This is a genomic window from Roseovarius atlanticus, from assembly GCF_019802205.1.
In the GTDB taxonomy this organism is placed as follows: Bacteria; Pseudomonadota; Alphaproteobacteria; order Rhodobacterales; family Rhodobacteraceae; genus Roseovarius; species Roseovarius atlanticus_A.
This window is the reverse complement of sequence record NZ_JAHVHQ010000003.1, coordinates 113,820-138,184: the sequence shown is the minus strand read 5'-3', so window position 1 is coordinate 138,184 and position 24,365 is coordinate 113,820. Positions and strand designations below refer to the sequence as shown.

Annotated in this window: 26 protein-coding genes; 4 read left to right on the top strand and 22 right to left on the bottom strand. The window is 67.0% G+C overall.

What is annotated here, in order from left to right:
• Positions 1 to 137 precede the first annotated feature (137 nt).
• Positions 138 to 746, bottom strand: a complete 609-nt coding sequence (locus KUV49_RS06525; RefSeq protein WP_222449239.1) for an MOSC domain-containing protein — start codon at positions 744 to 746, stop codon at positions 138 to 140.
• 161 nt (positions 747 to 907) lie between these two features.
• On the opposite strand from KUV49_RS06525, the gene KUV49_RS06520 reads away from it, so the two are divergent.
• A complete protein-coding gene (locus tag KUV49_RS06520; RefSeq protein ID WP_222449238.1) occupies positions 908 to 1,828 on the top strand; it encodes a hypothetical protein in 921 nt (306 codons plus the stop codon).
• 69 nt (positions 1,829 to 1,897) lie between these two features.
• Here KUV49_RS06520 and KUV49_RS06515 read toward each other — a convergent pair whose 3' ends face one another.
• From KUV49_RS06515 to ruvC, 17 genes are all read right to left on the bottom strand, one after another.
• Positions 1,898 to 2,617 carry a methyltransferase domain-containing protein gene (locus KUV49_RS06515; protein ID WP_222450916.1) on the bottom strand — a complete coding sequence of 240 codons (720 nt, stop codon included), beginning with the start codon at positions 2,615 to 2,617 and terminating at the stop codon, positions 1,898 to 1,900.
• Between the two features lie 65 nt (positions 2,618 to 2,682).
• Complete coding sequence (ftsH, locus tag KUV49_RS06510) at positions 2,683 to 4,602, bottom strand: ATP-dependent zinc metalloprotease FtsH (RefSeq protein ID WP_222449237.1); 1,920 nt, start codon at positions 4,600 to 4,602, stop codon at positions 2,683 to 2,685.
• A 78-nt stretch (positions 4,603 to 4,680) separates the two neighbouring features.
• A complete protein-coding gene (tilS, locus tag KUV49_RS06505; protein ID WP_315899478.1) occupies positions 4,681 to 5,934 on the bottom strand; it encodes a tRNA lysidine(34) synthetase TilS in 1,254 nt (417 codons plus the stop codon).
• On the bottom strand, positions 5,931 to 6,845 hold the full coding sequence (gene ybgF, locus KUV49_RS06500) for a tol-pal system protein YbgF (protein ID WP_222449236.1): 915 nt from the start codon (positions 6,843 to 6,845) through the stop codon (positions 5,931 to 5,933). The genes tilS and ybgF overlap by 4 nt, the downstream gene beginning before the upstream one ends.
• A gap of 22 nt (positions 6,846 to 6,867) precedes the next feature.
• Positions 6,868 to 7,386, bottom strand: a complete 519-nt coding sequence (pal, locus tag KUV49_RS06495) for a peptidoglycan-associated lipoprotein Pal (protein ID WP_152496351.1) — start codon at positions 7,384 to 7,386, stop codon at positions 6,868 to 6,870.
• A gap of 83 nt (positions 7,387 to 7,469) precedes the next feature.
• Entirely contained in the window at positions 7,470 to 8,798 is a 1,329-nt protein-coding gene (gene tolB, locus KUV49_RS06490; protein ID WP_222449235.1) for a Tol-Pal system beta propeller repeat protein TolB, read from the bottom strand.
• Position 8,799: 1 nt separating this feature from the next.
• Positions 8,800 to 9,243, bottom strand: coding sequence for a hypothetical protein (locus tag KUV49_RS06485; RefSeq protein ID WP_222449234.1), 444 nt, complete (start codon positions 9,241 to 9,243; stop codon positions 8,800 to 8,802).
• Positions 9,240 to 10,409: an energy transducer TonB gene (locus KUV49_RS06480; protein ID WP_315899477.1), complete on the bottom strand. Its 1,170-nt coding sequence runs from the start codon at positions 10,407 to 10,409 to the stop codon at positions 9,240 to 9,242. Before KUV49_RS06480 ends, KUV49_RS06485 begins: the two co-directional genes overlap by 4 nt.
• A 1-nt stretch (position 10,410) precedes the next feature.
• On the bottom strand, positions 10,411 to 10,884 hold the full coding sequence (gene tolR / locus KUV49_RS06475) for a protein TolR (protein WP_222449233.1): 474 nt from the start codon (positions 10,882 to 10,884) through the stop codon (positions 10,411 to 10,413).
• A gap of 113 nt (positions 10,885 to 10,997) precedes the next feature.
• Positions 10,998 to 11,693 (bottom strand): protein TolQ, encoded by a 696-nt coding sequence (tolQ, locus tag KUV49_RS06470; RefSeq protein WP_057791871.1) that lies wholly within the window; start codon positions 11,691 to 11,693, stop codon positions 10,998 to 11,000.
• 115 nt (positions 11,694 to 11,808) lie between these two features.
• A complete protein-coding gene (ybgC, locus tag KUV49_RS06465) occupies positions 11,809 to 12,198 on the bottom strand; it encodes a tol-pal system-associated acyl-CoA thioesterase (RefSeq protein ID WP_222449232.1) in 390 nt (129 codons plus the stop codon).
• Between the two features lie 117 nt (positions 12,199 to 12,315).
• Positions 12,316 to 12,852: an RNA 2',3'-cyclic phosphodiesterase gene (thpR, locus tag KUV49_RS06460; RefSeq protein WP_222449231.1), complete on the bottom strand. Its 537-nt coding sequence runs from the start codon at positions 12,850 to 12,852 to the stop codon at positions 12,316 to 12,318.
• A 3-nt stretch (positions 12,853 to 12,855) separates the two neighbouring features.
• Positions 12,856 to 13,491, bottom strand: a complete 636-nt coding sequence (locus KUV49_RS06455) for a hypothetical protein (RefSeq protein WP_261391067.1) — start codon at positions 13,489 to 13,491, stop codon at positions 12,856 to 12,858.
• A 95-nt stretch (positions 13,492 to 13,586) separates the two neighbouring features.
• The gene (ruvB, locus tag KUV49_RS06450; protein ID WP_222449230.1) at positions 13,587 to 14,615 is read right to left on the bottom strand and encodes a Holliday junction branch migration DNA helicase RuvB; all 1,029 of its coding nucleotides are present in this window, start codon (positions 14,613 to 14,615) and stop codon (positions 13,587 to 13,589) included.
• Positions 14,612 to 15,493 (bottom strand): GIY-YIG nuclease family protein, encoded by an 882-nt coding sequence (locus KUV49_RS21630; RefSeq protein WP_222449229.1) that lies wholly within the window; start codon positions 15,491 to 15,493, stop codon positions 14,612 to 14,614. The genes ruvB and KUV49_RS21630 overlap by 4 nt, the downstream gene beginning before the upstream one ends.
• Positions 15,494 to 15,498: 5 nt before the next feature.
• The gene (gene ruvA / locus KUV49_RS06440) at positions 15,499 to 16,167 is read right to left on the bottom strand and encodes a Holliday junction branch migration protein RuvA (RefSeq protein ID WP_222449228.1); all 669 of its coding nucleotides are present in this window, start codon (positions 16,165 to 16,167) and stop codon (positions 15,499 to 15,501) included.
• The gene (ruvC, locus tag KUV49_RS06435; protein WP_222450912.1) at positions 16,164 to 16,658 is read right to left on the bottom strand and encodes a crossover junction endodeoxyribonuclease RuvC; all 495 of its coding nucleotides are present in this window, start codon (positions 16,656 to 16,658) and stop codon (positions 16,164 to 16,166) included. Before ruvC ends, ruvA begins: the two co-directional genes overlap by 4 nt.
• Before the next feature lie 305 nt (positions 16,659 to 16,963).
• Between ruvC and KUV49_RS06430 the strand changes: the two genes are divergently transcribed.
• Positions 16,964 to 17,155, top strand: coding sequence for a DUF1127 domain-containing protein (locus KUV49_RS06430; protein ID WP_152491425.1), 192 nt, complete (start codon positions 16,964 to 16,966; stop codon positions 17,153 to 17,155).
• Between the two features lie 134 nt (positions 17,156 to 17,289).
• On the opposite strand, the gene KUV49_RS06425 is transcribed toward KUV49_RS06430, so the two are convergent.
• The 3 genes from KUV49_RS06425 to KUV49_RS06415 form a co-directional block, all read right to left on the bottom strand.
• Positions 17,290 to 17,643, bottom strand: coding sequence for a hypothetical protein (locus KUV49_RS06425; protein ID WP_152491424.1), 354 nt, complete (start codon positions 17,641 to 17,643; stop codon positions 17,290 to 17,292).
• A gap of 107 nt (positions 17,644 to 17,750) precedes the next feature.
• Complete coding sequence (locus tag KUV49_RS06420; protein ID WP_222449227.1) at positions 17,751 to 18,626, bottom strand: 50S ribosomal protein L11 methyltransferase; 876 nt, start codon at positions 18,624 to 18,626, stop codon at positions 17,751 to 17,753.
• A 22-nt stretch (positions 18,627 to 18,648) separates the two neighbouring features.
• Positions 18,649 to 19,881: an MFS transporter gene (locus KUV49_RS06415; protein WP_222449226.1), complete on the bottom strand. Its 1,233-nt coding sequence runs from the start codon at positions 19,879 to 19,881 to the stop codon at positions 18,649 to 18,651.
• A 142-nt stretch (positions 19,882 to 20,023) separates the two neighbouring features.
• Between KUV49_RS06415 and KUV49_RS06410 the strand changes: the two genes are divergently transcribed.
• Positions 20,024 to 21,088: a YeeE/YedE family protein gene (locus tag KUV49_RS06410; protein WP_222449225.1), complete on the top strand. Its 1,065-nt coding sequence runs from the start codon at positions 20,024 to 20,026 to the stop codon at positions 21,086 to 21,088.
• 132 nt (positions 21,089 to 21,220) lie between these two features.
• Here the strand turns inward: KUV49_RS06410 and KUV49_RS06405 are convergent, their stop codons facing one another.
• Positions 21,221 to 23,422, bottom strand: coding sequence for a primosomal protein N' (locus KUV49_RS06405; RefSeq protein ID WP_222449224.1), 2,202 nt, complete (start codon positions 23,420 to 23,422; stop codon positions 21,221 to 21,223).
• Between the two features lie 122 nt (positions 23,423 to 23,544).
• Here KUV49_RS06405 and fsa point away from each other — a divergent pair, with 122 nt between their 5' ends.
• Positions 23,545 to 24,198 (top strand): fructose-6-phosphate aldolase, encoded by a 654-nt coding sequence (fsa, locus tag KUV49_RS06400; protein WP_222449223.1) that lies wholly within the window; start codon positions 23,545 to 23,547, stop codon positions 24,196 to 24,198.
• The last annotated feature ends 167 nt before the right edge of the window (positions 24,199 to 24,365 follow it).

Sequence of the window (24,365 nt, the reverse complement as noted above, 5' to 3'; positions counted from 1 at the left end):
CCTTTGGACATAAGCGATGATGCTTCGGGGACAGCCATACAAAGTCAGCTGCGGTCACCCGGTCAGGAATCCGACATTTCCGGGGGCTGATGCGGCAGCCTGTCGCGCCCGCGTTTCACATCGGAAACAGCCGCCGCTCAGAAGACCTTGCCGCTCAGGCATCCCTCCAGGTGCAGCCAGGGCCGCTGGTCCGGCACGTGCAGGCGCATCCGGTCTCCCACCCGCAGCGGTCCGGGCCGTTCCACCCAGGCGGTGACGCCCCGCCGATGCGCCGCGGCGGGCTTGAAGCGCTTGCCAAGGCCCGGGTGATCCTTCTCCAGTTCCTTGGCCGGCCAGATGCAGGGCCGGTTCTCCATGTCCACGATCAGCGCCGTACCGCTCTCGGTCTGCAAGCGCGACGCGGGCGGAAGGCGGCTGAAATCGTCGATGCCCTTCAGCACCAGCGACGCGCCCAGCCATTCCGGGGCCACGGCGTCGATCCCGATCTCCTCGGCGATCGCCGCCATCTCCTCGGCCGACACGATGGACAGCTGCCGCACATTGGCGATCTCGGTGCCTGCGGCGTGCTGGTCCTTTACCCGCACACAGGCAGGGCGCGTACGCCCGCCGTGAAACTCTCCGGGCACGCCGTCCCATGTCAGCTCCACCCGGTCCAGCGCGGCCGAGCGGATGCCGCTCTCCTGGTCCGCGACGCACCCGATCCAAGTGACTTCCGCATAGTGATCGGTGGGTATCAAGGCAGGCATCGGCGCGTTCCTTCGCACGTCTCGGTCACCGCATTCCACGGTGACTTCGGGTCTTTCCCGGGGAAAAATCGTATCATCGTCCGGGCATGTCACCTTATCGCCCAAAACAGGTCAAGGTCCCCGGTCATCTTCTCTCCGCACACGCATGAAAAGGGACGTTCATGGCCTTCGCTTTCTTTCGCAAACACCCCAAGCCGCTCTCGTCCGAGGCGTGGGAGGCAGTCAAGGCGTTTCATGCCGAGATCCGGACCATCGTGCTGGTCAAGCACGGCAAGGTCCTGACCTCCGCCACGAACCGCCGGCACACTCCCGGCATCAGCGAAACCGACTGGATGGCGGTGCAGGTCTACGAGCTCTTCGAGGACGTCCGCGAGAAGGCCGGCGCGCAGGATCTCGACGCGCTTGGCCCCGGGCACCGGCATATCCTGCTGATGGCCACGCTTGCCGCCAACGGGACGCAGGAGGAATTCGACAGCGCGCTCGAGGCCGACAGGCTGGGCATGGCCGCCCATATGCGCGGCCTGCGCGACGGCTGGGCGTGGGCCCGGTCGATGCCGGCCCCCCGTGCCCTGCCCGGAGAATCCCCTGCCGCGATGCTGGCACGGTTCAACCGCGGCCTGACGCTGGAAGAGGCTTACACAACTGGGCGCGAGGCCCTGATCTCGGGCCGGTTCACAGACAACGACACGCAGCTGTTCCTGCTGCCTTACGCCGTCCAGAGAGGGCGCGCGCTCGGCGCCCAGATCCCGTGCGTCTGGCGCAACGCGCCCGGCTTCCGGGACCTGCACAGGGCCGAACGCGACGCGGTGGGCCTGATGTACCGCACGCTCTGCATCTCCGACGACGTGCTGGACCTGATGGACGAGGTGCTGGACGCCCCACCCAACGGCGATGTGGTCATGGAGCGCATCAAGATGTTCCACAACGGCGCCACGCAGCTGGCCCTGACCGACAGCGTCACGGCGGAGCTGCCCGCCGGACGGCCGGGGTCCGTCCATGACATGACGCTCACCGCGTTCGACACCGGGTTTCGCCTGCTGGACGAGGCCATGGTCTTTTACGCCGCCCGAAACGGTGCGTGACGGTGAAGCGCGCGCGCCGGAATTTTGAAAAAATTCCGTCCCGTTTTCTTTTCAGGAAAACGCCTGCGCTCAGACCGACAGGGTAAAGAAAATCCTTCGGAACGGGAACAGGACCGAGCCGTCCTTGCGCACCGGGTAGGCCGCGTGCATCGCTTCCTCGTAGCGCTTGATCAGCGCCGCCTTCTCGTCGTCGGCCAGCGCTTCCAGCACCGGGCGCGCATAGGTGCTCTCGGTGAAACGGCGCACCGGGTGGCTGCCCGGCTCGGCCATGAGGCGCTGGTAATACTCGGTTTCCCACATCCGGAACTGGCCCATGCCGGCCAGAAGCTCGTCGTACTTGACCGGCGCCATGACGCCGGGCGTGCCCATCTTCTCGACCCGGCCGGGGAACATTTCCTCGACCAGGCTCAGCCAGACACGGTGCGACGGCGCCTTGTTCTGGTGCGGCATCTGCACCGCCAGCGTGCCGCCCTTGCTGAGCATCCGCACCAGTTTCGGCAGCAGCTGTTCGTGATGCCCCACCCAGTGCAGCGCGGCGTTGGAAAAGATCAGGCCCGGCGCGCGCGCGGGCGTCCACTCGGAAATATCGGCCTGGCTGAAACTGTCATACGCCTTGCAGCCGCGGGCCTTTTCCAGCATCGCCGGGCTGGCATCCACGCCGATCACCTTGCGGTTTCCGGCCCGCGCCCGAAGCGCCTCGCCCAGCGCGCCGTTGCCGCAGCCGAGGTCATAGATGTCGCCCGCGCCCATGCTGCTGATCGTGTTCACCAGATCAAGGCCCGGGCGCAGCCGAAGGTCGTGAAACCGGGCGTAGGCGCCCGGATTCCAGTCGGTCTTCACGTGTGTCGTCGTCGTCACGCTGTCGGTTCCGGCTCCAATCCGCCCTCGGGCGGCGTCGACTTGGGCTTGGTCTTCGGGATCGCGGTCAGGGACGGCTTGTCGTCCTTCTGCGGCGTGCCGCCCTGGTCGTCATCGGCCTCGGGCGGATCGCCGTTGATCACGCGCTCGATCTCCTCGCCGGTCAGGGTCTCGTATTCCAGCAGCCCCTGCGCCAGACGCTCCCATTCATCCTGCTTGTCGGTCAGGATGTCATAGGCCCGCTGGTAGGCTTCGTCGATCAGGCGCTTCACCTCGTCCTCGATCAGCTCTTTCGTATGGGCCGAGATCGAGAAGCCACCAGCGCTGTTGCCCATGTAGCCTTCATGCGCCTGCTCGTAATCGACGTTGCCCACCTTGTCGGACATGCCCCAGCGCAGCACCATCGCGCGGGCCAGAGACGACGCCTGCTGGATATCGCCCGCCGGGCCGTTCGACACCGCGTCGGGGCCGTACTTGATGATCTCGGCGGCCTTGCCGGCCATGGTCATGGCGAGCTTTTCCTCGCATTCCGACTTGTGCCAGTTCAGCCGGTCGATCTCGGGCAGGCTGACGACCATGCCCAGCGCGCCGCCGCGCGGGATGATCGTGGCCTTGTAGACCGGATCGCATTGCGGCAGGGCCAGCCCGACGATGGCGTGACCGGCCTCGTGATAGGCGGTCTTTTCCTTCTGCTCGGGCGTCAGGACCATGCTGCGGCGCTCGGCGCCCATCATCACCTTGTCCTTGGCCTGCTCGAAGTCGACCATCGACACGAAGCGCCGGCCCACGCGCGCGGCCATCAGCGCCGCCTCGTTCACCAGGTTCGCCAGGTCCGCGCCGGAAAAGCCGGGCGTGCCGCGCGCGATGATGCGCAGGTCCACGTCGGGCCCCAGCGGGGTCTTGCGGGCATGCACGCCCAGGATCTTCTCGCGGCCCTTGATGTCGGGGTTCGGCACCGTCACCTGACGGTCGAACCGGCCCGGACGCAACAGCGCGGGGTCCAGCACGTCCTTGCGGTTGGTCGCCGCGACGATGATCACGCCCTCGTTGGCCTCGAACCCGTCCATCTCGACCAGCAACTGGTTGAGGGTCTGTTCGCGTTCGTCATTGCCGCCGCCGTAGCCCGCGCCACGGTGGCGCCCCACGGCGTCGATCTCGTCGATGAAGACGATGCAGGGCGCGTTCTTCTTGGCCTGTTCGAACATGTCGCGCACGCGGGACGCGCCGACACCCACGAACATTTCAACGAAGTCCGAGCCGGAAATGGTGAAGAACGGCACGCCGGCCTCGCCCGCGATGGCGCGCGCCAGGAGCGTCTTGCCCGTGCCCGGAGGACCGACCAGCAGCGCGCCTTTCGGGATCTTGCCGCCCAGGCGGCTGAATTTCTGCGGGTTGCGCAGGAACTCGACGATTTCCTCCAGCTCTTCCTTGGCCTCGTCGATGCCCGCCACGTCGTCGAACGTCACGCGGCCATGCTTTTCGGTCAGCATCTTGGCCTTCGACTTGCCAAAGCCCATGGCGCCGCCCTTGCCGCCGCCCTGCATCCGGTTCATGAAATAGATCCACACGCCGATCAGCAGCACGAAGGGCAGAAGCGAGATCAGGAAGGTCTGGAACCCGGATTGCTCCTGCGATTCCGCCTTGATCGGGATATCCTGCTCCAGCAGCAGCGAAGTCACCTCGGCATCCTCGGGCTTGATGGTCGAGTAATTGTTGCCGTCCTCGCCCCGGAACCGCACGTTCTCGCCGTCCAGCGTCACCTCGGACACTTCACCGTCCTCGACCGCTGCGACGAACTCGGAATAGGGGATGGCCTTGCTCTGCAGGGTGTTGCCGGATCCGTTGAACAGGCTGAACAGCGCCATGATCAACAGGAACAGGACCAACCAGAAGGCGAAGTTTCTCGCGTTGCCCAAGGGCTTTCTCCTCACGTCTTTAGGGGTCTGACCTACCACAGGACCCGAGTGTTATAAATAGAGATCGTTACGTGTTGTTCAATGCGCAAGAATGCCGGCAAAGAACATGTCTTCATCCCGCAAGAGCGTGGCGGACCAGCCTTCTGCGACCCCCGCCAGCGGTGCCGCGACCAAATGCCCGCCCCGCCAGACCGCCGGGCTGGCCATGAGCGACGCCCGCGGCAACCCGGGCCGCACCCGGTCCTCGCACTGCGCCAGACCGGCCTCGCCCAGCGCGGCCACCTCGGCCCCGTCGGGCCACGGCCCGTCCAGCCGCCAGCGGCCGTCCCACGCCGCGCCAGGCGCCGCGCGCAGTTGCGCAACCGCCTGCGGCTCGCGGGTGAAGCGCAGGTGATCGGCGCCGACGCTCATCATCACGCCGTGCAGCGTCATGCCGTTGCCGCCGCGGATCGCCTCCAGCATCAGGTCCACCGCCTTGCCGCGCGGGCCGTATTCCGCGCCGCTGATCCAGCGCAGGATCTCCTGCACCATGCGGCGGCAGATGTCGCGCGGCAGGGTGCGAAAGCCCTTGCGCTCGATCACGACGTCGCCCCGGTCGAACGTCACATACCTGCGCGCCTCCACGAACACGTACCAGTACAGCGCCTGGCGCACCTCGGTCATGTGGCGCGCCACGGTGCCCAGCCCGCGCGCGGTGATCCCCAGCCCCTCCAGCACGCCCAGCGCCTTGCGCACCCGCGCCCGCTCGAACGCGTCATCGGTATTCGTCGGGTCGTCGATCCAGTCCAGCCCCTCTGCCGTGACCAACGTCCGCAACTCGGCCCGGGACACCTGCAACAGCGGCCGGCGAAACTCGACCGCGCCCTGCCGCCAGCCCGGCGTCATCGTGGCCAGCCCGTCGACACCGGCCTCGCGCGACAGGCGCATGACAAAGGTTTCGGCCACGTCGTTCAGGGTATGGCCCAGCACCACGTCGGAGATGCCCTCGGCCTCGGCCCAGTCGGCGATCAGCCCGTAGCGGGCGCGCCGCGCGGCGTCGGACAGGTTGCCCGCCCCGTCCCAGCCGCGCCATTCCAGGGTCCGGTGCGCCACGCCAAGCCGCGCGCACAGGGCAGAGACCCCCGCCGCCTCGTCAGCCGAGCCGTCGCGCAGGCCATGATCCACCGTCACCGCATGGGGCTCCGGCCCGCCCTGCGCCGCCCAGTGCCGCGCCAGCACCAGCAGCGCCAGAGAATCGCTGCCCCCGGACACGGCAATGCCCAGCCGATTGGGCCGGGCATTGCCGAATGTCGCCACGAACTGATCCAGAATATGCGCGTTGGGTCGGTTCACGAACACCCGAGGTTCTGCATCGCCTGCGTCGCCTGTCCGACCGCGGGCGATTGCGGAAAGCGCTGCGCCACCTCCCCCAATGTCAGGCAGGCCTCGTTGGTCTGCCCGAGCTGGCCCAGCGACCGGCCCAGCAGGAACAGCGCCTGCGGCGCCTGCGGGCCGTCGGGCGCGGTGCTGAACGTATCCAGATAGGCGCGCGCCGCTCCGGTCATGTCATTGGCCTTCTCCAGCGCCTCGCCGCGCTTCAGCCCGGCCTGCGCCTCCATCGGGCTGCCGGGATAGTTGGTGGTGAAACGCTCGAACTGCGTGGCCGCGGCGGTGTATTCACCGGACTCGAAGGCCGCCATGGCGGCGTCGAAATCGGCCTGCTCCGCGGCGGCCATCTGCACGCCGGTATCGGTACCCGAGGTGCTGCCTGTGGTGCTGCCCGTGGATCCTTCGGTGGTCGCGCCGCCGGTCGTGCCGGTGGCCGGGGCACTGCCCGTCCCCCCCGTACCGCCCGTGTTGCCGCCCGTCGACGGTTCCACCCCGCCCAGTGTGTCGCCGGGCTCGATGCTGCCGATATCGCAGGAGGGCTCCAGCTCGCAGATCCGGAACTCCAGGTCGCCCACCCGGTTGGTGCCGTCGGTCACCACGCTGTCGATGCGGAACTCCAGCTCTTCCGTCTTCGACGTCAGGCGCTGCAACTCGGATTCGATCGTGTTCACCCGGTCCAGCACGCTGCCGCCCACGGTCGCGGTGCCCGTGGCCCCGGTGGTGTTCAGCTCGCGCTTCAGCTTCTGCAACTCGACATAGAGCACCGACAGTTCCTGCCGGATATCCGCCAGGGTTTCGGTATTGGCCTGGGCCGAGGCCGAAACCGGCCCCATCCCGAACGCGGCCACCACAAGGCCCAGTATCACACGACGCATGTTCACCCCGCCCTTCGTCCTATCAGCTTGTCGGCACGGCCGAGATCACCGTCACGGCGCGGCGGTTCTTGGCATAGCACGATTCCTCGCTGCATATCTCCAGCGGGCGTTCCTTGCCATAGCTGATGACCTTCAGCCGCGCCGGGCTGACGCCCCTCGAGATCAGGTATTCCTGCACCGCGTTGGCGCGGCGTGCGCCCAGCGCGATGTTGTATTGCCGCGTGCCCTGCTCGTCGGCGTGGCCTTCGATGATGGCGTTGTATTCCACGTTCGTGGCCAGCCATTGCGCCTGCCCGTCCAGCGTCGCCGTCGCCGTGGGCGACAGGGTGGACTGGTCCACCGCGAACAGCACGCGGTCACCGATGGTCTGCTGGAAGTAAAGCGGCGATTGCGGATCCTGCGCGGTTCCGGCCACAGCGCCGGCTCCGGCGCCGCCGGCGCCCGTGCCGTCGGCATATTGGTCGCCGAACCGATCGGGGTTGCTGCACGCGCTTACCGCCAGTCCCGCCACCACGATCAATGCCTTGCTCAGATGTCTCATTTCAGTGCCCCACTCGATGTCTTGTTGCTCTTGCAATGGTTAATATCATAGGCCCGCGGCGGATGCATGCCCCTTTTGCGGCCTCACTTCTGCAACGGTCCCCAGGACGGGTCCGAGGCGCCGGTGTCTGTGCGCACCTGCTTGAGGTTGCGCCCGGTGATGTCCACCGACCACAGGCTCGACGTGCCCTGCGCGCCCTGGGTTTCGCGAGCAAACATGATGACCCGGCCATTGGGCGCCCATGTCGGCCCCTCGTCCAGGAAGGATGCGGTCAGCAGGCGTTCCTCGCTGCCGTCGGTGCGCATCACGCCGATATGGAACCGGCCTTTGGACTGCTTGGTAAAGGCGATCAGGTCGCCGCGCGGCGACCACACGGGCGTGCCATAGCGGCCCTGCCCGAAGCTGATCCGCGTCGCCTCGCCGCCGCCCGCCGGCATCACGTAGAGCTGCGGCGTGCCCGAGCGGTCGGATTCGAACACGATCCTGCTGCCGTCGGGGCTGAAGCTGGGCGCGGTCTCGATCGACGGCGTGGTGGTCAGGCGCGAGGTCTGCCCGCTGCCGATGTTCAGCTGGTAAAGGTCGGTATTGCCGCCCGTGGTCAGGCTGTAGACGATGGTCTGGCCGTTGGGCGCAAAGCGCGGCGCGAAACTCATCTCGCCATCGGCGGCGTTCAGCACGTTGCGCCCCGCCGTCGCCACGTCCAGCACGTAGATCTTGGGAAAGCCGCTCTCATAGCTGGTATAGAGCACCCGGTCGCCCCCCGGCGAGAACCGCGGCGCCAGCACGATCGACGCGCTGTCGGTCAGGTAGGTCACGTTGGCGCCGTCGTAATCCATGATCGCCAGACGCTTCTGCCGCGCGTCCTTGGGGCCGGTTTCCGACACGAAGACGACGCGGCTGTCGAAATACGGGTCCTCGCCGGTCAGCCGCGCGTACACCTGGTCCGAGACCTTGTGTGCGATGCGCCGCCAGCCATCGGTGGTGCCCACGAATTGCAGGCCATCGCCCATCTGCTGGCCCGCGAACACGTCATGGAGCCGGAACTTGACGACGACCTTGCCGCTGTCGTCCACGCTGACGCCGCCCACGATCAGCGCCTGCGCGTTGATCGCCTTCCAGTCGGCGAACTGCACCGGGCTGGAAAACGCCGTGACCCGCGCGATATGCGCGTCCTGCGGGATCTCGCGGAACAGGCCCGTTCCGGTCAGGTCGGCGGCGATGACCCGCGTGATATTGGCGGCCATCTCCTGCGCCTGTGCGCTCTCGGCCACGAAATTCGGCACCGCAAAGGGCAACGGCTCGATCACACCCTCGGTGATCTCGATCCTCAGCGGCCCGCTGCGCTCGTCCTGCGCCATCACGGGCGCGGCAAGGCTTGCAAGGATCGCCACGAAGGCCAGGAATACTCTCATGTCACTGCTCCCCTTCGACCCTTTGGTCGAATGTCATCTCTATTTCGCGCCACGCCTCGTACTGGTCCGGTGGCAGGTCATATCCGTCACGCCCACACACCAGGATGGCACGCCGGGCCGCCGTGAAAGAGTCCGTGTCGGCCATGTCACGGGGAATTGAGCGCAGACTGTCGCTTGTCACCGTGCCGTCCCGGTTCATCCCGAACGCTACGGTGACAACCGCACCACCCTCGGGCGGGTTCCAGCAGGCGCGGACCTGCCGCCGAAATTCCGCAACCCATGCCCGGCTGGACTGCGCCGCCGCCTCGTTTTGCGGCGTGAACGGGACCGGGGCCACCTCGCCCGGCAGTTTCGGCCGCACCGAACCGTCCTCTGCAGCCCATGCCGACAGCGGGGCCGCAAGCCCCGCCAGCATGATGACAGGTGTGATCGCCCCGTGTCTCATCTGATCCGCATGTTCTCCGGGTTGAAGGTCATCTCGATCTCGCGCCACGAGGCGTATTTCTCGACCGGCAGGTTGTATCCGCTCGCGCCGCAGCGGATGATGGCCCGCCTTGCGGCCTCGAACGCCTGCTGCGCCGAGGAATTGCTGCCACCCTCGCTGCCGATCATGCGGATCGAGTTGGTGATCGGGCGGCCATCCTCCGACATCGACACCGCCACCGTCACCGTGGTGGCCAGCGCCTCGGAACTCAGCGAGCCGACGTTCCAGCATTCCTGCACCGCCACGCGCAGCCCGTCCTTTTCCCCGGCGGTCAGCGGCGGCCCCTGCGGCGTGCCCTGCGGTTCGGGGTCACTCCCCAGCGCCTCGGCCAGCGCGTCGTTCACCGCCGAGCTGTCGGGGCTGGTGGCCTCTTGCGTCTCGGGCTCCGCCGCCGGTTCCGGGTCGGCCTGCTGCGCCGGCTCGTCGCGCGGCTCGGGCTCCGGGTCGGGCTGGGCCGCCGGGGTCACCTGCTCGGGCCGCGTGCGCGGGCGCACCGAGCGTGTCGGCGCGGCGGATGCCACCTCCTCGGCCTCGGTCACGATCTCGGTCGTGGCCTCCTGCCGCGCGGTTTCCTCCTGCTCCGGCTCTGGCTCCTCGGCCTGCTCGGCGGGTTCGGGGGCCTGCTGGTCGACATCCGCGATCTCGACATCCGGTTCCGGCTGCTCCACCGCCTCGGGTGCCACGCGCGGCGCGGGCCGGGGCTGCGGACGCTCCGACTGCTGCGGCGCCAGAACGGCGGTATCCTCCTGCGGCGGCGTCGGCTCCTGCGGGGCGTCGGCGATTTCCGCCTCGGGCACCGGCACCGGCTCGGGCTCGACGGCCTCGGGCACCGGGTCCGGCTCGGCCGTCTCGGTCACTTCGGGCTGGTCCTGCTCGGGCGCGGCGTCGGCCTCGGACGACAACTCGGGCGCCTGTCCCTCCTCGGGCGGCTCGGGCGTGTCGACATTGGCCACCGCGTCGGGCGACGGCTCGGCGACCATCGCCGCGTATTCCTCTTCCGAGATGGCCGTCACCTCGGTGATCTCGAACGGCAAGGGCTCGGACTTGAACGCCCCGCCGAAAATGGCAACGACGATCAGGCCCGTATGAGCCACACCGGAAATGATCTGCCCGGTGTCCAGCCGCATCTCAGCCGCCCTGCTCGTCAAGCGTCGGCCCGCCGGTATCGGTCACCAGACCGATATTGGCGAACCCGCCGCGATTGAGCGCGCCCATCACCTGCATCACGTCCGAATAAGGCACCGCCCCGTCCGCGCGCAGGAACACCCGCGTGCTGTCGCGCTCCGTGGCAATGGCGCGCAGCCGGTTCACCAACTCGCCGCGCTGCACCTCGGTGGTCTGGATCATCACCACGCCCTCGGCGGTCAGCGTCACGGTCAGCGGCTCCTCCTCCTCGCCCGGCAGGGCGTTGGCGGCGGTTTCCGGCAGCTGCACCGGCACACCCACGGTCATCAGCGGCGCGGCCACCATGAAGATGATCAGCAGCACCAGCATCACGTCCACGAAGGGCGTGACGTTGATTTCCGCCATCGGACGGCTGCGGCCCCGGCCCCTGCGCCTGCGGCCTGAATCTCCCGATTTCTGGACGACACCGGCTCCCATTTAAGTCATGCCTCGCTCAGGTAATAAATGAGTATCACGCGCGCGACCCGAGGAAGCGTTTGCATCGCAAATGCGTTCGGGGCGCGGATGGGATTCAATCTTGCGACGCATGACTAGCTGTCCAATTGCCGGCTCAGGATGGTCGCGAACTCGTCCGCGAAGGCCTCGTAGCTGGCCACGATCCGGTCCGCATCCGCACTCAGCTTGTTGTAGAAGACCACCGCCGGGATGGCCGCCAGCAGGCCCAGGCCGGTCGCCAGAAGCGCCTCGGCGATCCCCGGCGCGACAACGGCCAGGTTGGTGTTCTGCTGCTCGGCGATCTCGATGAAGGCGTTCATGATGCCCCAGACCGTGCCGAACAGACCCACGAAGGGCGACACCGACCCGATCGAGGCCAGGATCGTCAGCCCGCTCTGCAGCTTCTCGCTTTCCTTCACGATCGCCACGTCCATGCTGCGGTCGATCCGCGCCGTGGCGCCTGCGATCAGCGCCCCGTCGGTGCGGTGCGACCTGCGCCACTCGCTCATCCCCGCGGCAAAGACCCGCTCGGACTGCCCCGCCGGATCGGGCCCGATCTCGTCGAAAAGCTCGTCCAGCGGCTCGCCCGACCAGAAGCGGCGGTCGAACGCCTCGGCCTCGGCGCGGGCCTTGCGATAGGTGATCGTCTTCTGGATGATGATCGACCACGCCCAGAAGGACGCCACGATCAGCATCAGCATCACCAGTTTCACGATCAGCGTTGCGCGTGCGAATAGCGCCCACAGCGAGAAATCCATCTCCTGTGCCATTGCCAGGGTTTCTGCTTCCATCTGCCTGCTCTTTGCTTTGCCGGGCCTTGTTGACTGGCCGTATTGAGCGCGAAACTAGACGATTTCCAAGGGGAAAGCCAACATCAACCGTATCCGCGCGTTCAATTGCGGGTGATCAGTGCAGCATCAGGCGGATATTCGCCGGTAGACGCGCCGGATGGCCGGTGTCGTTGATGCAGACGATGGTCACCTGCGCCGAAAAGACCAGCTCCTCGCCGCGCAGAACCTTCTGGTCCATGACCAGCCGCGCGCCGGTAACCGTGACGACGCTCGTGCGCACGTCCAGCTCGTCATCGAACTTGGCCGGGTGGTGATAGTCGGCCTCGACCCGACGCACGGCAAAGACCACGCCATCGTCGCGCCGCATCGCGTTCTGGTCGATCCCCAGCCCCCGCACCCAGTCGCTGCGCGCCCGCTTTATGTACCTGAGGTAATTGGCATAATAGACGATCCCGGCCATGTCGGTATCTTCGTAATAGACGCGGATCGGAAAGGAATGGGCCATGCCCGCCTTCTACGGCGCGCGGGTGGCGACGGCAATCCCAAAGAGGGGCTCTGCCCCACGGCGAACCTCCGGTTCACCGTTCCCCGGGATATTTTCGGCCAGAGGAAGAGGGGGCCGCTAGAGCGGATACTCCGCCAGCACGTCATAGACCGGCCCCTCGGGCGTCAGGGTCGAGGCATAAAGGCAGAACCGCTCCACCGGGAACGGCCCCGCGCGAAATCCGCCATACGTGCTAAGGAACGCGGTCAGCCGGCCCATGTCCACCGGACGCGAGCGGCCAAACCGGGCCAGCGTCACATGCGGGCGAAACCGCTCGCGCGGCAGGTCGATCCCCGCCAGCCGGGCCGCGCCGCGCACCTTGTCGTGCAATTGCCGCAACGGCTGCACCTTCGCCACGTCGGCCCAGACCAGCGCCGGGCGCCGCCCGCCCTTGGCCTCCACCCCGGTGAATTCCATGTCCCAGCGCGGCACGCGGATCTCGCCCAGCGCCGCATCCAGTTCCGCCAGCACGTCCTCCGGCTGGTCGTCGAGGAAGGCCAGCGTCAGGTGCAGGTTCTCCTCGTCCACCAGCCGCCCCTGACGCAGCGCCTCCTGCACCGGCAAGAGCGCCGCGATGGCCGCGTCCTCCAGCGGGACACCGACAAAGACGCGCAACGGCTACATCTGCCCCAGCCGCGCACTCAGGCGCAGCGCGTGGCTGGCGTCCTGCGCCACGGCGGGCATGACCGGATCGTACCCTGCCCGGATCACCGCGCCGATATCGGGCCGCAGGATCACCTGCCCCTCGCCCGCCTGCGCCAGCACCGAGCGGTCGGTGAACGCCGTATCGGACCACAGCAGGATCGTCTGCGCCACCTGCGCCAGCGCCAGCGTGTCGGCGGGCACCCGGGAAAGCTGAGCTTCCATCCGCAGGAAAACGAAGCTGGCCTTGATCGCGCCGGCCTCGTCAAAGCGGAAGATCCGGTACTGGTTGGCATCCGCCGCCTTCAGCCGCGCCACCAGGGGGGCAAGGTCGGGGATCATCCGGTCCATGTCCGGCACCTCCACCAGTTCATCCCACTCGCGGAAGAAGAAGAACATCAGGTTCACGCCCAGCTCCGGGTCGGTCTCGGCCATCTGGTGGCCCGCCATCATCACCACGGCCTCCACCGCGCCCTTGACGATTTCCAGCGTCTTGTCATCCGTCCCGAACACCACCGGCACGATGGGCCGCCCCCAGCGGGCAAAGAGGTAAGAGCCATCGGCGCGGGTAAAGAGCGCCTCGACGCCTTCGGGAGAAATCAGATCAGCCATGGCGTCTCCCTACCAAAGCCGCCGCCCCATGCAAGTCAAAGCCCCCTTCCTCTGGCGACAAATATCCTCGCCGAAGGCACAAAACTCTTCTGGCGCTACTTGCCGAACAGGTCACCCGACCCCGCCGCCCTGGGTGCCGCCATCCCCAGATGCGCCCAGGCCCGCGCCGCCAGCATCCGCCCCCGCGGCGTGCGCTGGATCAGCCCCTGCTGGAGCAGGAACGGCTCGATCACCTCTTCCAGCGCGTCTCGGCTCTCGCTCAGCGCCGCACTCAGCGTCTCGATCCCCACCGGCCCGCCCTGATAGGCCTCGGCGATAAGCCGCAGATACCGCCGGTCGGCCCCGTCAAGGCCCAACCCATCCACGCCCAGCCGGGTCAAAGCACTATCCGCCAGGCCTTGCGTGATCCGCCCGTCGCCCTCGACCACGGCGAAATCCACCACGCGCCGCAAGAGCCGCCCCGCCACACGCGGCGTCCCCCTCGCCCGCCGCGCGATCTCCCGCGCGCCCTGCGCTTCCGCCGGAACGCCCAGCTTCTGCGCATTGCGCGTCACGATCTCGTGCAACTCGTCCTCGGTATAGAATTGCAGCCGCGTGGGGATCCCGAACCGATCCCGCAAGGGCGTCGTCAGCAGGCCCAGCCGCGTCGTCGCCCCCACCAGCGTGAAGGGCTGCAATTCGATCCGCACCGTCCGCGCCGCCGGGCCTTCGCCGATCACCAGGTCCAGCTCGAAATCCTCCATCGCCGGATACAGCACCTCTTCCACCGCCGGGTTCAGCCGGTGGATCTCGTCGATGAAGAGAACGTCATTGGCCTCGAGGTTGGTCAGGATCGCCGCCAGGTCGCCCGCCTTGGCCAGCACCGGGCCGGAGGTCATGCGAAACCCCACGCCGAGCTCGCGCGCCATGATCTGCGCCAGCGTCGTCTTGCCCAGGCCGGGGGGGCCGTGAAACAGCGTGTGATCCATCGCCTCGCCCCGCTGCCGGGCCGACTGGATGAACACCTTCAGGTTGGCCCGCGCCTCGGCCTGCCCGATGAAATCCGCCAGCGCCTGCGGCCTGAGCGCGCGGTCCACATCCTCGGGCAGCGCCTCGGGGCGCAAGGTGGGGTCAGGCTCGGTCATGAATTCAGACCATGTTGCTTGGTGTCGAGACGTCGCATCCAATTCTGCTCCAGAGATGTCACCTCTTCAACCGGCGCATCCGGCGACACCCGTTCCAGGATCGAAAACTGAAAATTCAGAGGATCTCGGTGCCTTAGTTCAGCCGTCACACCGCGCTCTCTGCGCACATGCGTCTGCCAACGACCCAGCAGGTTGTCATTCCCATAAGCCGAGCCAACGTATCGCGCCCCGTCCGCCTGGTCCGTGATCAGGTAAATCCCCCTCCACTGCCTTAGCAGATCAGCCCAAGCAGTTGGAAGCGCGCGCAGGAACGCCCCCGTCACCAAGAACTCGCGCCAGCCCGGGGGTGGCGCGACCAATTGATGAGAGTCTGAAATCGCCACGATTTCGAGCGGTGTATTTGCGGCGATCCTCACGTAATTTCGCCCCCCCGGCGAGCCCACGATTATCCGGCCGCGCAAACTCTGCATCGAGTCTTCGAGACGTAGCTGAAATACTTCTTGCTGATCCCGGCGCGCAATATTGGTCTCAGGATCTGTCGCCGGATCACCAAACGTCGCCGCGATTTCCTGGTAGGCCGGGTCAGCGTATATCTCGCGCGTCGGTCGCATGTGCCAGCCGGACACAGCATACAGCCCCTCGAACAGGAAACACCCTTCCCGGATGGGTATGAACACGGCGACATTCGGCCTGTTCTTTAACGCCGCGCCCGCCTGATCCGAATGCAAGCGCATGTAAGGCTCGAATAGATCACGTCGCTCATGCGCCAGATACGGCAACATGGAGCGTAAAGGCTGCGCAGTCGTGTTGTGAAGCATCAATGACACGCCGGCGACGTCGATATCCGACCAATCCAGGATGTCGTTGAAGGTGAGCACCTCCCTCATCCCTTCGGCGCCAGCAGCTTCAGCGCGGCGCGGATGAGGTCGGCCGTCGCCGCGTCGGGCATCTCGCCCGCCGCCTGCGCCACCGCGCCCGCCGCCTCGCCGGGGCCGTAGCCGAGGTTGGTCAGCGCCGACAGCGCCTCGGCCTGTGCCGCGCCATTCGGGGCCTTCGGGGGTGGCGCCTTGCCCGCTGGCGCTTCGATCACCTCGTCGTCGGCGGGCCCCTCCGGCGCGGGCACCGGCGCGCTCGCGCCCATCGCCATCACCTCCGGCGCCTTGTCCTTCAGCTCGATCACCACGCGCTGCGCCGTCTTGGGGCCGATCCCCTTGGCCGCCTTCACCGCGTTCACGTCGCCCAGCGCAATCGCGCGCCCCACGCCATCCGGCCCCAGCGTGCCCAGGATCGCCAGCGACGCCTTCGCCCCGATCCCCTGCACGCTCATCAGCAGGCGGTGCCATTCCTTCTCCACCAGCGACGTGAAGCCATACAGTTGCAACAGGTCCTCGCGCACCAGCAGGTCGGTATAAAGCGCCACGTGCTCGCCCGCCCCCGGCAGCGCCGCCAGCGTCCGGTCCGAGCAATAAACCAGGTAGCCAACCCCCTTCACGTCGATCAGCACGTGATCGGCGGCGCGATAGTCGATGCGTCCCGCGATCCGCCCGATCATGCGCGCACCTTCTCTTTCAGCGCCCGCGCGCCCCCGTGATGCGCATGGCAGATGGCGATGGCCAGCGCGTCGGCGGCATCCGCCCCGGCCAGTTCGACCCCCGGCAGTTGCACCTTCACCATATGCGCCACCTGCTCCTTGCCGGCATGGCCCACGCCCACCACCGTCTTCTTCACCGTGTTGGGGGCATATTCGCCGACCGCCAGTCCGAACTGCGCCGGCACCAGCAGGGCAATGCCCCGCGCCTGGCCCAGCTTCAGCGTGCCGGCCCCGTCCTTGTTGACGAAGGTCTGTTCCACCGCCGCCGCGCCGGGCGCGTATTTTCCAACGATATCCGTAAGTTGGCCGTGCAACGACAACAGCCGCTCGGCCAGCGTGCCCCCATTGCCGTGGCAAACCCCGTTGGCCACATGGGTCAGGCGGCTGCCCTCCATGTCGATCACGCCCCACCCGAGGTTGCGTAGGCCCGGATCGATCCCGATGACCCGCATCTGCACTGCCCGCCCTTGATTGTTTTCCAAGCCACTAGCACGAAAGGGGAACATACGCCAAGCCCTTCCACGCCCCCGGGCGATCGGGCCAGTCCTGCGCGGTATGCATGTCACAGCCTCTCCGGGACCACGCGCACAATATGTGACCATCAAAAATACAGCATTAACATGACGTTAAAGCAAATCCACCCATGCAGCGCCTGCATAGTGACTATGCGGAAAATGCGTGTTGTCCAAATCAGCGCAACCCCCTACCTGCAGCGTCAGAAGAACAAACGTACCGACTTATACGAAGGACCATGACAATGGCTGCAATCGACAACACCCGCAGCGTGCACCACGGCGCCCATTTCGGCTCCATCTTCGCGCGCATTCTCGCCACCGTTTCCGCCTGGAACGACGCCCGCGTCACCCGCAACGCGCTCAGCCGCCTGAGCGACCGCGAACTGGACGATATCGGCCTGTCGCGCGGCGACATCGAACGCGCGATCCGCTAATTGCGGATCCCGCCCGCCCGGCGTCCCCTCCCTGCGCCGGACAGCAAAAAGCCCTGCACGCGGACCAACGTGCAGGGCTTTTCGTATCGAGAGAGGCGTCTTTGGAGGGCTGAGAGGCCAGACGTCGTTGATCGTTACTTCACGAAGGGGCGCAGGTATTGCGCGATGGTTGCGGAAACAGTGTCTTTCTGCATCACGAAGGCACCGGCCTGTTCCACCACCGTGCCGGATTTCAGCGCATCGACTCGCTGGTCATAGATCGTGCCGCCGAGATGCGCGAGGATCATCCCCTTGAACAGGAACACGCCCAGAACCAGGAACGCCAGACCGCGAACCGAAAACCCCTGCGCCCGGCGCTTGGGGCGGAAAACGATCAGGCCGTCGCGGGTCACCTTGGCCGAATAGCCGTTGGCAAGGCGGGTGCGGTTACGGTCGATTTTCTTCAGTCGGGCGTCGAAGCCCTGGTAGGTGTTGGTGGCGTTGGTCATGGCAGTGTCCTACTGTATCTCATCCCCGGCCCTTGATGATCAAACTAGGTTTGAAATATGGCAAAAGTGGGGCACCTGCCTTAATATGACTATTTTTCCAAGCCTTTTCAGACACTTTTACGGGTCATTATCGTCGTCCACTCACCAATCTGGTCTCGGGACACGACACTGTTTCCAGCCTCGGTATAGACCGCCGCAACCTCGTCGGCCTGCTCGTTCAAAATACCGGACAGAATCACCCTGCCCCCCGGCTTCAGCGCCGCGGTGATCCCCGGCGCCAGCGCGATCAGGGGGGCTTTGAGGATATTGGCGAAGACCAGGTCGAACGGCGCGGCCCCGGCGATTCCCGGATGGTCCAGCCCTTCGGCCTCCAGGCAACTCACCCGGCCCACCAGGTCGTTGGCCGCCACGTTGACCTCCGCCACCTCGACCGCCACCGCGTCGATGTCGCTGGCCAGGATCGTCGCCTCGGGCCAGACCCGCGCCGCCGCCATCGCCAGCACCGCCGTGCCGCATCCCAGGTCCAGCACGCTGTCCTGCGGGCCCGCGTCCGCGTTCAGCCGGTCCAGCGCCTTCAGGCAGCCCAGCGTCGTGCCGTGATGCCCGGTGCCGAACGCCATCGACGCCTCGATCAACAGCGGCAGCGCATCCTCGGGGACCTTGTCCGCGTCATGGCTGCCGTACACAAAGAACCGCCCCGCCACCACCGGCGTCAGCTCCCGCTTCACCTTGGCGACCCAGTCCGTCTCGGGCAGTTCCGACACGGTGAAATCCTTGGCCCCGTGCATCGACGCGAGCAGCGCCAGCCCGGCCGCATCCGGCGCCTCCTCGAAATAGCCGCCCACTTCCCACAGGCCCGAGCCGTCCTCCAGCTCGAACACGCCCACGCCCGTGGGCTCGGGTGTCAGCCGTTCCAGCGCCTCGCCCAGGGCTTCGGCCTGGGCCTTGCCGGGCAGGGTCGTCAACGCGGTGAATGTGGGCATGGAGCCTCCCTTGGCGAAAAGATCACTCCGCCGGGGCGGGCGCCCGGGCGGTCAGGATCGTCTCATACCCCGGTTCGGGGTGACGGGGAATAAGCATCGCAAGGATAAATGACACGCCCGCCATCGCGGCGGCCATCACGAACACCGCCACCGGCGACACCAGCCACAGGTACCCCAGCGCGGCCGGCAGGAACACGGCGGCGATATGGTTGATGGTGAACGCCACGGCGGCCGTGGGCGCGATATCGCCCGGATCGGCGATCTTCTGGAAATAGGTCTTCAGCGCCAGCGCCAGCGCGAACAGAAGGTGGTCCACCACGTAGAGCGTCGCCGCCAGAACCACGCCCCAGCCGAAGAAATACAAGCCGCCATACAGCAGGAACACGATCGCCAGCCCCGCGTATTCGAACAACAGCGTCGCCCGCTCTCCGAACACATGCACCGCCCGGCCCATCAGCGGCGCGAAGACCATGTTGGCCACCAGGTTGATCAGGTAGAGCGCCGTGACCTCGTGCACCTCGAAGCCGAACTTCTCGACCATCATGAAGCCGGCGAAGACAATGAAGATCTGCCGCCGCGCACCCGCCATGAATTGCAACGCGTAATAGAGCCAATAGCGCCGGCGCAGCACCATTCTCTTGATCTGCGGATTGGGCGCCTCGAATTGCGGGAACGCGACGATGCAGTAGAGCGCGATCAGCACGGTCGCCCCGCCCGCGATCATGTAGACGGTGTTGTAGCTCAGATCCAGCGTCTCCCACGTCATCACGATCAGCACGTAGGCCACCAGCGTCGTGCCCGACCCGGCGGCCAGCAGCCAGCCCAGCATCTGCGGCGCGCGCTCCTTTTTCAGCCATTGCAGCTGCAACGACTGGTTCACCGTCTCGAAATAGTGAAACCCGATCGAGCTCAGCATCGTGATCGTCAGGATCCCGCCCAGCGACGGGAACCATGCGGTAATCGCCGTGGCCACGCCCAGCAGGATCAGCGACACCAGCGCCAGCGTCTGCTCGCGCATGAAAACGATGATGGCGATCACCCCGATGGCCAGGAAACCGGGGATTTCCCGCACCGTGTGCAGCCAGCCGATATCCGAGCCGTCGAACCCCGCCGCCTCGATGACGAAATTGTTGAGCAGAGCCGACCACGTCGCAAAGGCCAGCGGCATCGCCGCGGCCATCAGAAAGAGCAGCGCCACGGGCCGCTTCCAGAGCGGCAGCTCGCGCGCCAGTTCAAGGGGGTATGTCCTCGCCATGAGCATGCTTTACGCCCATCTTCCGGCTTTGACCATTCCCTCCCGCGCAAGACGGCTCTGCAAAAATACGCGGACTGATCTGGATCAAGGCCGCGCGCCCGGGCCGGTGGCATGACCCGATGCGGAAGGAAAGGCACGGGTCATGGACATTCTCGCCCTCGTGGAATGGATCGACGAGGCCCCGGCAGCGGCGCTCCTGGGTCTTCTGACCGGCGTGCTCTTCGGCGTCGCGGCGCAGCGCTCGCGCTTCTGCCTGCGCGCGGCGGCGGTGGAATTCGCCCGTGGCCGCATGGGCGACCGCATCGCGGTCTGGTTCCTGACCTTTTCCACCGGCGTGGTCTGGGTGCAGGGCGCGCAGCTCCTGGGCCTCTTTCGCGCGTCCGATGCCCGCATGATGGCCATCCCCGGCAGCTGGTCGGGCGCGGTGATCGGCGGGCTGGTCTTCGGCGCGGGCATGGTGCTGGCGCGCGGCTGTCCGGGCCGTTTGCTGGTGCTCGCGGCCACCGGCAACCTGCGCGCCATCACCGCCGGCCTGGTCTTTGCCGTCGCGGCACAAATGAGCCTGTCGGGCATGCTCTCGGGCCTGCGCACCCGGCTGGCCGCGCTCTGGATCACGTCGGGCGGCCACAACATGGACCTGCTCAGCACGCTCGGCCTGCCCTCCTATGGGGGCCTGCTGATCGGCCTCGGCTTTGCCGCACTCGCCCTCGTCGTCTCGCGCCGCAACCGCATCGGCGCCGCCCGCCTGCTCTTCGCCTCCGGGGTGGGTTTCGCCGTGGCGGTGGGCTGGGTGTCGACCTTCGCGCTCGCCTCGGTCAGCTTCGAGCCCGTCGCGGTGACAAGCGCCACGTTCAGCGGCCCCTCGGCCAATACGCTGATGTTCTTGCTGGTCTCGGACCCGGTGCTGAACTTCGATATCGGCCTGGTGCCGGGCGTCTTCCTGGGCAGCTTCCTTGCCTCCTCCTATGCCCGCGAATTCCGCTTCCAGGGGTTCGAGGATGCCGCCAACATGCGCCGGATGATGACCGGCGCGGTGATGATGGGCTTCGGCGCGATGCTGGCCGGGGGCTGCTCCATCGGCAACGGCGTCACCGGCGCGTCGATCTTCGCCGGCACCGCGTGGCTGGCGCTCTTCTCGATGTGGATCGGTGCGATGGTGACGGATTTCCTGGTCGATCAACGGGGCGTGGGCGCGCAGGCGGCATGATTTTCAATCCGCGCGGAATCAAGGCGCAGCTTGCTGCGCCGCCGCGCGATCGCCAGACCGCGCCCCGGGCTGGCGATCACCCGGCACCAGGAATCCCGTCCCGGGCTTGACCCGGGACCTCCCGCGATACGCTCACATGAAACTCTGCGGGTCGATATCCACCGCCAGCCGGAACTGGCTCGAGCCCTTGACCGGCGCGATCCACTGCGCCAGCGCGCCTTGCAAGGCCACGCCCTTCGGCGCCTTCACCAACAGGCGCACCCGGTGCCGCCCCCGCACGCGCGCAATCGGCGCCGGAGCCGGGCCGAACACCTGCGCCCCCACCGCCCGGATCGGGCCGTCGTTGCGCGCCAGCGCATTGCCGATATCGAACGCCTCCTGCATGTCGGTCGAGGACAGGATGATCCCCGCCATCCGCCCGAAGGGCGGCACGCCCGCATGCTGCCGCTCCCCGGCCTCGGCGCGCCAGAACCCTTCCTCGTCGCCGGTCAGAATGGCCCGGATCACCGGATGCTCCGGCTGGAACGTCTGCAACAGCGCCACCCCGGCCTTCTCGGCCCGCCCCGCGCGGCCCGCCACCTGCCGCATCAGCTGGAACGTCCGCTCGGCGGCGCGCAAATCCGACCCCTGCAGGCCCAGATCGGCGTCGATCACGCCGACCAATGTGAGATTGGGAAAGTTGTGCCCCTTCGCCACAAGCTGCGTGCCCACGATGATATCGGCCCCGCCGCCCGCGATCTCCTCGATCTGCGCCTTCAAGGCGCGCGCAGATCCGAACATGTCTGAACTCAACGTCGCCACCCGCGCCTCGGGGAAAAGCGCCACCGCCTCTTCCGCCATCCGCTCCACGCCGGGGCCCACGGCGGCCAGCTTGCCCTCGACGCCGCAGGCCGGGCAGGCCTCTGGCATCGGCTTGGTCTCGCCGCACTGGTGACAGACCAGCCGTTTCAGGAACCGATGCTCCACCATCCGCGCGTCGCAATGATCGCACCCCACCTGGTGCCCGCAGGCCCGGCAGATCGTCACCGGCGCATAACCCCGCCGGTTGAGGAACAAGAGCGACTGCTCGCCCCGTTCCAGCCGCGCCTCGACGGCCGCCCGTAGGGTGGGTGAAACCCACGCGTTGCTCGCCAGCCGCTCGTCGCGCATGTCCACCGCGCGCAGGTCCGGCATCACCGCCGGTCCGAACCGCGCCGTCAAATCCAGCCGCCGGTACTTTCCGGCTTGCGCGTTGGCCCAGGTCTCCAGGCTCGGCGTCGCCGAGGCCAGCACCACCTGCGCCGCACACAGGCTGCCGCGCAGCACCGCCATGTCGCGCGCATTGTAGAGCACCCCGTCCTCCTGCTTGTAGGAGGTGTCGTGCTCCTCATCCACGACGATCAGCCCCAGGTCCCTAAACGGCAGGAACAACGCCGACCGCGCGCCCACCACCAGCTGGCACTGCCCCTGTCCCACCATCTTCCAGATCCGCCGCCGCTCGGTCATGGTCACGCCCGAATGCCACTCGGCCGGCTTCACCCCGAACCGCGCCTGCACCCGCGTCAGGAATTCCGAGGTCAGCGCGATCTCCGGCAACAGCACCAGCGCCTGTCGCCCTTGCGCGATGCACTCCGCCACCGCCTCCAGGTACACCTCCGTCTTGCCCGACCCGGTGACACCGCGCAGCAGGGTCGTCCCGAACACGCCCTCGCGCAGCCCCGCGCGCAGCGCCTCGGCCGCCGCCGACTGGTCCTCGGTCAGTTCCGCGCCCGGTCTTCCCGGATCGAGCCTCGGGAACGGCGCATCGCGCGGCGTGTCCTCTTCCCGGACAACCCCCTGCTTCACCAGCCCCTTCACGACCGAGGACGTCACCCCGGCCATGTCGCTCACTTCCTTCAGGGTGAACCCCAGCCCGCCGTATTCCTCCAGCACCGCGATCACCTTGCGCCGCGCCTCGGTGTCGCGATCGGGCCGCCCCTCGCCCAGCCGATAGATCTTCTGCATCGACGGCGGGTCGCCCAGCCCCGGCGCGCGCGTCGCCAGCCGCAGCATCGCGGGCAGCGGCGTCAGCGTGTAATCTGCGGCCTTCGCGATGAACGCCTGCAACTCCTCGCGCATCGGCGCCGCGTCCAGCACCCGGATGACCGACCGAATCTTCGACAGGTCATAATCCCCGGCCCCCGCGCCCCAGACCACGCCCAGCACCTTGCGCGGCCCCAGCGGCACCTCCACGAACGCCCCCAGGTGGCACCCCCCCTCCGGCGCCTTGTAATCCAGCACCCGGCCCAGCGGCTGGGTCGTCAGAACGCCCACCAGCTGGCCGGTTTCGAAAAAACTTGCACCGGAATACGTCAAGAACGGCGACCTTCGTCACGAGGTCCCGGGTCAGGCCCGGGACGGGGGGTTTCGGGCGCATACCTTATGAGGTAAAGCATCCGACAGGAAACCCCAACGCGGCCAAGAGAGGGCCTTTCGAGATGAAATTCTTCGTAGACACCGCCGACGTCGACGCCATCAAGGAACTGAACGACCTGGGCATGGTCGACGGCGTCACCACCAACCCCTCGCTGATCCTCAAATCGGGCCGCGACATCCTCGAAGTGACCAAGGAAATCTGCGGCATCGTCGAAGGCCCCGTCTCCGCCGAGGTCGTCGCCCTCGAAGCCGACCAGATGATCGAGGAAGGCCGCAAGCTCGCCAAGATCGCCGACAACATCACGGTGAAGGTCCCGCTCACCTGGGACGGCCTGAAGGCGTGCAGGGTCCTCGCCGGCGAAGGCAACATGGTCAACGTCACGCTCTGCTTTTCGGCCAACCAGGCACTGCTGGCGGCCAAGGCCGGGGCCACGTTCATCTCGCCCTTCATCGGGCGTCTGGATGACATCAACCTCGACGGCATGGACCTCATTGGCGACATCCGCACGATCTATGACAATTACGGCTACGAGACGCAGATCCTCGCCGCCTCGATTCGCACGGTGAACCACGCCACCCAATCGGCCCTCGTGGGCGCCGACGTGATGACCGCGCCGCCGGACGTGATCAAGAAAATGGCCGCGCACCCGCTGACCGACAAGGGGCTGGACGCCTTCCTCGCGGACTGGGAAAAGACCGGCCAGAAGATCCTGTAACCCAAGGCCCGCAAGGGCCAGACCCGTTTCCGACGAATTCAAAAGGTCGCGCGTCCCGGCGCGCGGCCTGTCACGTGGCGATGGCCCGCACGCCGCGCGCGTTCACAGGACAAATCACCTCATGGTGGACACCAAAGACCCCAGTTTGAACGGCCAGATCACATTCG